This is a genomic window from Sphingobacterium sp. UBA7253, assembly GCF_002472745.1.
Classification (GTDB): Bacteria; Bacteroidota; Bacteroidia; order Sphingobacteriales; family Sphingobacteriaceae; genus Sphingobacterium; species Sphingobacterium siyangense.
The window spans coordinates 1,396-8,591 of record NZ_DKSP01000014.1; the positions used below are offsets into that span (position 1 = coordinate 1,396).

At 40.2% G+C, this 7,196-nt stretch carries 6 protein-coding genes; 5 read left to right on the forward strand and 1 reads right to left on the reverse strand.

Annotated features, from left to right (window positions below; all coding sequences use genetic code 11):
* Nucleotides 1-66 precede the first annotated feature (66 nt).
* Complete coding sequence (gene lgt / locus B2X72_RS00820; protein ID WP_075992897.1) at nt 67-882, reverse strand: prolipoprotein diacylglyceryl transferase; 816 nt, start codon at nt 880-882, stop codon at nt 67-69.
* Between the two features lie 271 nt (nt 883-1,153).
* Here lgt and B2X72_RS00825 point away from each other — a divergent pair, with 271 nt between their 5' ends.
* The 5 genes from B2X72_RS00825 to rplU all read left to right on the forward strand — a co-directional run bounded on the left by B2X72_RS00825 (nt 1,154) and on the right by rplU (nt 7,120).
* On the forward strand, nt 1,154-2,272 hold the full coding sequence (locus B2X72_RS00825) for a M42 family metallopeptidase (protein WP_088161775.1): 1,119 nt from the start codon (nt 1,154-1,156) through the stop codon (nt 2,270-2,272).
* Between the two features lie 36 nt (nt 2,273-2,308).
* A complete protein-coding gene (locus B2X72_RS00830) occupies nt 2,309-2,650 on the forward strand; it encodes a DUF3467 domain-containing protein (protein WP_046672455.1) in 342 nt (113 codons plus the stop codon).
* A 417-nt stretch (nt 2,651-3,067) separates the two neighbouring features.
* On the forward strand, nt 3,068-4,576 hold the full coding sequence (locus B2X72_RS00835; RefSeq protein ID WP_145326901.1) for a carbon-nitrogen hydrolase family protein: 1,509 nt from the start codon (nt 3,068-3,070) through the stop codon (nt 4,574-4,576).
* Between the two features lie 29 nt (nt 4,577-4,605).
* On the forward strand, nt 4,606-6,648 hold the full coding sequence (locus B2X72_RS00840) for a M13 family metallopeptidase (protein WP_145326900.1): 2,043 nt from the start codon (nt 4,606-4,608) through the stop codon (nt 6,646-6,648).
* A 160-nt stretch (nt 6,649-6,808) separates the two neighbouring features.
* A complete protein-coding gene (rplU, locus tag B2X72_RS00845; protein WP_028068281.1) occupies nt 6,809-7,120 on the forward strand; it encodes a 50S ribosomal protein L21 in 312 nt (103 codons plus the stop codon).
* Nucleotides 7,121-7,196: the final 76 nt, after the last annotated feature.

Here is a 7,196-nt window from a genome sequence, read left to right on the forward strand (position 1 = left end):
CATCTTTTCTAGAAAAGATGCCTGTTAAATCTTGTATTTGCAAACAAGGATATATTGCGCCCTGTTTTAAGCTTTGGTTTTCCGGAAGATAAAGTAGAAACCCACCAGGATAAAAGGTATACTCAGTAATTGGCCCATGTTTAAAGCCATACTTTGCTCGAAGGCTTCCTGATCAATTTTAAAATGTTCCAACACCATACGTGCACCAAATAATAAGACTAGGAATATGCCAAATAATTGACCTTTTTGGCGATTGGGATTCGATTTGAATAGGGAACCGATGATAATAAAGATCAAAATATAGGCGATTGCTTCATAAAGCTGTCCCGGGTGGCGCGGTACATTGTCGACACGTTCAAACACGATAGCCCAAGGTAAATCTGTAGGCGTACCAATTATTTCAGAATTGAAGAAATTTCCGATACGGATAAGTGCACCGGCAATAGGGACTACGACAACCAATCGGTCCGCTAGCCATAGAAAGTCGGTTTTTGTTTTTCTGCAGAATAAATATAATGCGAGGATAATTCCGATGGCGCCACCGTGAGAAGCCAAACCTGCAAAGCCGGTGATATGAAATCCTGTTTTATCCCATTTAAATGGAAGGAAGATTTCAAGTATATGATCTTTGTAATAGTCAAAATCGTAAAATAGGCAGTGTCCTAATCGAGCTCCGATCAAAGTGCCCAGGAAAATATAAATTGAAAGCTGATCCAGCTGTTCTTGTGTGCGGCCTTCCTTTTTGAATATACGCAACATGATCACGTATGAAACAAAAAACGCTAATAACCAGCATAAGGCATAATAGCGAAGGGCAAAGGCGCCAAAGTTGAACATTTCAGGGTCAATATTCCAATGTATTGCACTTAATATTGAATTCATAAATTTTATAGCTGTTTAAATTACTTTGGAGTAAAGATAAGCTTTAATCTCATTTTTTATTCCTACAATTTGTTTTTAAATATAATATCATTGGGCTGCGAACTTAATTGATTCATCGTGAATGAAATATTGTCTTTTGCTGATCCTTTTTACTAAAATAAAGGGCTATGATCTAAAATAAATTGCGCAAACAATATTTCAAAAAACATTTTTACTTTTGCATTTCATTGAAATTTTCATATTTTGACGAAAGTAAATAGAAAAGGAAAAGATGGCAGAAAAAAACAAGAAAAAAGAGCCGAAGCACAACGCGGTTGTGACTAAAGATTCGCTTTCATTTTTTGAAAAATATATCAATAATGCTTCTCCTACAGGATTTGAGTGGGAAGGACAGCGACTGTGGTTGGATTATTTGAAGCCTTATGTCGATGATACATTCGTTGACAACTACGGTACAGCTGTAGGGGTAATCAATCCAAAAGCGGAGTACAAGGTCGTTATAGAGGCTCATGCGGATGAGATTTCTTGGTTTGTCAATTACATTACCAAAGATGGACTGATCTATGTGATTCGTAACGGTGGTTCGGATCACCAGATTGCACCGTCTAAGCGCGTGAATATCCATACGGAAAAGGGTATTGTCAAAGCTGTATTCGGCTGGCCGGCAATTCATACACGTTCGGGAGAGAAAGAAGAAAATCCTTCGCTGAAAAATATCTTTTTGGACTGCGGCTGTAGTACCAAAGAAGAGGTTGAAGCCCTGGGTATACATGTGGGGTGTGTTATTACCTACGAAGATACATTCTCTATCCTCAACGACCGTTATTATGTTGGGCGGGCTATGGACAATCGTGCCGGTGGTTTTATGATCGCTGAGGTTGCTCGTTTGCTAAAAGAGAATAAAAAGAAATTGCCATTTGGATTATATATCGTAAATTCGGTGCAGGAAGAGATTGGTTTACGTGGCGCCGAAATGATTGCAGATCGTATCAAACCGAATGTCGCTATCGTAACCGATGTGACACATGATACACAAACTCCGATGATCAATAAGATCACGCAGGGAGATCTGTTTTCAGGAAAAGGCCCTGTATTGTCTTATGCTCCAGCGGTTCAGATCAATCTGAATAAACTGTTGGTGAAGGTTGCTGAAAAGAATAATATTCCTTTCCAGCGTCAGGCTTCCTCTCGTTTTACAGGAACTGATACGGATGCATTTGCCTATAGCAATGGTGGTGTACCGTCGGCATTGATTTCCTTACCGCTCCGTTATATGCACACAACAGTGGAGATGGTACATAAAGAAGATGTTGACAACGTGATCAGATTGATCTACGAGACATTATTGAATATCGAGAACGGACAAGACTTTAGAACATTTACAAAGTAGAATTTAAGAATATATTAACTTATCATTAGAATTATTATGGAAAATAACCAAAATCAAAACGAATTGAGCATTGAGTTGACAGAAGAAGTAGCAGAAGGAACCTACTCAAATCTTGCGATTATCACTCACTCTAATACTGAATTTGTGGTTGACTTTATCCGTGTGATGCCAGGAGTGCCAAAAGCAAAAGTGAAATCAAGAATCGTTTTGACTCCAGAGCATGCAAAACGCTTGTTAGGTGCATTGGTTGATAACGTGAACCGTTTCGAAGCATTAAATGGCCCAATTAAAATGGACTTAGGTGTTGCTGAACAACCTCAACAAGGTGGCGATCCTACAGTTGCATTCCCTTTTGGAACGCCACAAGGTCAAGCATAGTTGAGAGCAGCTATCATTGAGATATCAGAAGCGCCAATTGAACATTGGCGCTTTTTTTTGGCTTTATTTTTAGTAAGTCTTTCCGATGCTCCGATTCGGTTTATGTATGAAAAAGACGATGATCCTAACTGCCTGTTAAGATATTGGATCATCAAGATCTATATTAAAATTGAAACATCTGCATACTAGGTAGTAATTATTAACATTTTTTAATCAATGTTTAGACAGTAATAAGTCAGTGCATATTCAGTGTACACTGAGCAAGCACTGAACGAGCACTGAACAATCACTGAGTAAGCACTGTCTAAAATACGAAATTATATGCCATCTGGTGTTCGCTTGTTGCCTATTGCTAGTTTTGGACTTGGCCTTTACTTTTACTAAATTTAAATAACTAATTTCAAAAAGGAGATTTATATGGATATTCAAGTGCGGAACTTGACAAAGAAGGATTATGTTGATTTGAAAAAATCGATGGAACAGGCATATGATGGTGTTGGTGAGACCTGGTCAAAGGAAAATATTCAGGATTTGATAGAGTTATTTCCTGAAGGGCAGCTATGTGTGGAGATTGATGGACATGTGGTCGCTTGTGCCTTGTCGATTATCCTGAATTCAAAGAAGAATAATATTTACGATAGTTATTATGATATTATCGATGACGGTAAGTTTACCAAACATAGTGATGATGGAGATACACTGTACGGAATAGAAGTGTTTGTTCATCCGGCACATCGGGCCTTACGTCTTGGACGCCGTCTCTATGATGCACGTAAGGAGCTGTGTGAACAGATGAACCTCAAATGTATTGTTGCCGGGGGGCGTATTCCCAATTACCATAACTATGCGGATAAAATGAGTCCGCGGGTTTATATCGAGAAAGTCAAACGTAAGGAGATCTATGATCCGACGCTGACCTTTCAGCTATCGAATGATTTTCATGTCAAAAAAATACTTAAGCACTATCTGCCTGAGGATGCTGAATCGATGGAGTTCGCTACCCTGTTGGAATGGAATAATATTTATTATGAGCCCGAGACAAGGTCTATTTCGACGACTAAGCAGACAATCCGCTTGGGACTGGTGCAATGGCAGATGCGTTTATTTGATAATCTTGAGGCATTTTACGATCAGATAGAATTCTTTGTGGATACGGTGAGTGATTATGGAACCGATTTTATCATGTTTCCGGAATTCTTTAATACGCCGTTGATGAGTCCGTATAATGATCTTCCCGAGCGCCTGGCAATGGAGAGGCTTGCGCAGCATACCTCGGAGATTATCGATCGCATTCAACAGTTTGCCGTTTCCTACAATGTGAATATCATTGCCGGGTCGATGCCTTTGGTGGAAAACAAAAAACTCTATAATGTTTCCTACCTCTGCCATCGCAACGGTAAGCTGGATGAGTTTAAAAAAATTCATATCACACCAAATGAATTTAAATATTATGGTATGGTGGGCGGAAGTGAGGTGAAGGTGTTTGACACCGATTGTGGTAAAGTGGGGCTGTTGATCTGTTACGATGTAGAGTTTCCTGAACTGAGCCGTATTTTGGCCGATCAGGGGATGCAGATCCTATTTGTGCCCTTTATGACGGATACTCAAAACGGATACATCCGGGTGCGTACCTGTGCGCAGGCTAGGGCGATAGAAAATGAATGTTATGTGGCCATTGCAGGCTCCGTGGGCAATTTGCCGCGTGTGAATAATATGGATATACAATATTCGCAGTCCGCTGTTTTTACCCCTTCGGACTTTGCTTTTCCCAATAATGCCATTAAAGCTGAGGCGACACCGAATGCTGAGATGGTGCTTATTGCCGACGTTGATCTTTATGCCCTACGAGACCTGCATGAGTACGGTACCGTTAAAGTCAAGAAGGATAGACGGAAGGATTTGTATGAAGTGAAACTTTTGAAGTAAATTTAAATACTCTTTTAATCTCTTAAAATATGATACAAAAAGTCAAATGGGGGACGCTATCCATGGTCTTAATGATGATGTCATGTCAGTCAAATAAGAAAAGCGATACTGCTCAGGAGGTCCGCACAAATTTTTTTGATGTCTCAGGCATGGATACCACAGTGAATCCAGGAGATAATTTCTTCCAATATGCGAATGGAAGCTGGATGAAAAATACCCAGATCCCGGCTTCTGAAACTGGCTGGGGTTCATTTTATATTCTTGCTGATGAAAACCTGGCAAACCTGAAATCTATTTTGGAGGGTGCGGCGAAGTCTGACAACAAAAAAGGTTCCGATCAGCAAAAGGCCGGCGATTTCTATGCGAGTGGTATGGATACGGTGACGATTGATAAATTGGGCGCGAAACCGATCGAAGGGGCTATTCAAAAAATCAATGGGTTGAAAAGTATGGATGAATTGATCGCTTATGCTGCGGATGGATTTAAAGAGGGTGATGGTGATCTTTTTACATTTTATGTAGCAGCAGATGACCGGATCAGCACTAAAAATGCATTGCAATTTTTCCAGGGGGGACTTAACCTGCCTGAAGCAAGTTATTACTTGGATCAGGATGACAAAGCGAAGAAAATCCGGGAGGCCTATGTTGCGTATCTGGTAAAATTATTCGGACTGATCGGCGAAGGGGCAAATGCGCAAAAGTCGGCTGAGGAAGTGCTGCGCTTGGAAACAGAAATAGCCAAATCGCATGCTACACCGGTGGAATTGCGGGATCCCATCAAAAACTACCATAAATTTGCGGTACAGGAATTTCAAAAACAAACACCAAACCTCAATTGGAAAGATATTTTGCAACGTTTGGATGTGAAGACCGATACCATTTTGGTACAGCAACCCAAATTTTATCTTGCTCTGAATAATTTGTTGAAATCACAGTCCTTAGCTAGTTGGAAAACAAAACTAAAAGCAGATTTAGCGAATGCTTCTGCGACGGCACTGAGCAAAGGTTTCAGGGATGCAAAGTTTGAATTATTCGGAAAAACCCTAAATGGACAGAAGCAGGAGAAGGAACGTTGGAAGCTGATGGTGAGCTCGGCCGACGAGAACCTTGGCGAGATTGTCGGAAAGTTGTATGTGGATGAGTATTTTAAACCCGAAGCAAAAAAACGAATGCTCGAATTGGTCGATAATTTGCAAAAAGTCTATAAGAGCCGTATCGAGAAATTGGACTGGATGACACCTGAAACCAAAAAGAAAGCGATTGAAAAATTGGAAGCATTTACCAAAAAAATCGGTTACCCGGAGAAGTGGAAAGATTACAGTGATGTGGAGGTTGCCAAAGATACCTACTATGCCAATTTACAGTCTGCTGCAAAGCATGCCTATAAAGAAATGGCAGGTAAAATCGGCAAACCGGTTGACAAGGCCGAATGGCTGATGACGACACCTACGGTGAATGCCTATTACAATCCACCGTATAATGAAATTGTATTCCCGGCCGGCATCTTGCAGTTCCCATTCTTTGATGCCAATGCGGACGATGCGATCAATTATGGCGCTATCGGTGCCGTTATCGGACACGAGATGACACATGGTTTTGATGACCAGGGGCGTCAATATGATAAAGATGGTAACTTGAACGATTGGTGGACGGCAGTGGATGCGAAACAGTTTACGGAACGCGCCAATCAGGTAGCGAAGTTATATGGTGGCTTTACACTGTTGGACAATCAACATGTAAACGGTGAGCTTACTTTAGGTGAAAATCTGGCAGATATCGGCGGTTTGAATATTGCTTATGATGCTTTCAAATTAACCAAGCAAGGGCAGGGACAGGATAAAATTGATGGTTTTACACCAGATCAACGTTTCTTCTTGAGTTTTGCGCAAGTGTGGCGCGTAAAGAGCAGCGATGAGCGCATGCGGTTACGTTTAAAAGTTGATCCACATAGCCCCGAACAATTTCGGGTAAATGGTCCCGTATACAATATGGAGGCCTTCTATAAAGCATTTAATGTACAGCCTACGGCAAAAATGTATGTAGCACCAGAGAAGAGAATTTTGGTTTGGTAAGCGAAAACAGGGGTGAACAGCATTGTCCCGATACGGATTAAGACAATGCTGTTCAACTCATAACGTTTAATTGGAAACGAAAAAGTAAATTTGTCTTTGAATTATGATAAAAACTGATTACTTTTGCCCTTCATTTAATAACACATTTAATTAATTAACAATGTACGCAATAGTAAATATAGCAGGACAGCAATTTAAGGTTGCAAAAGACCAGTTCCTTTTTGTACACCGTTTACAAGGAGATGAAGGCGCTAGTATTGAATTTGACAATGTATTGTTAGCAGAAGACGGTGGTAAATTTACCATTGGTACACCTAGCGTTGCTGGTGCAAAAGTTTCGGCTAAAATTTTGTCTCATTTAAAAGGCGATAAAGTTATCGTTTTCAAGAAAAAACGTCGTAAAGGCTACAAAAAGAAAAACGGTCACCGTCAACAATTTTCTAAAATCCAGATCACTGGTATTACGTTATAATTGAATTTTTAATCAGACAAATAGTCTTAAATTAAGATAAAGAAATGGCACACAAAAAAGGTGCGGGTAGTTCTAA

Coding starts and splice junctions, on each gene's coding strand:
- B2X72_RS00840 (WP_145326900.1), top strand. CDS start 4,606: ATGATACAAAAAGTCAAATGGGGGACGCTATCCATGGTCTTAATGATG.
- lgt (WP_075992897.1), bottom strand. CDS start 882: ATGAATTCAATATTAAGTGCAATACATTGGAATATTGACCCTGAAATG.
- rplU (WP_028068281.1), top strand. CDS start 6,809: ATGTACGCAATAGTAAATATAGCAGGACAGCAATTTAAGGTTGCAAAA.
- B2X72_RS00825 (WP_088161775.1), top strand. CDS start 1,154: ATGGCAGAAAAAAACAAGAAAAAAGAGCCGAAGCACAACGCGGTTGTG.
- B2X72_RS00835 (WP_145326901.1), top strand. CDS start 3,068: ATGGATATTCAAGTGCGGAACTTGACAAAGAAGGATTATGTTGATTTG.
- B2X72_RS00830 (WP_046672455.1), top strand. CDS start 2,309: ATGGAAAATAACCAAAATCAAAACGAATTGAGCATTGAGTTGACAGAA.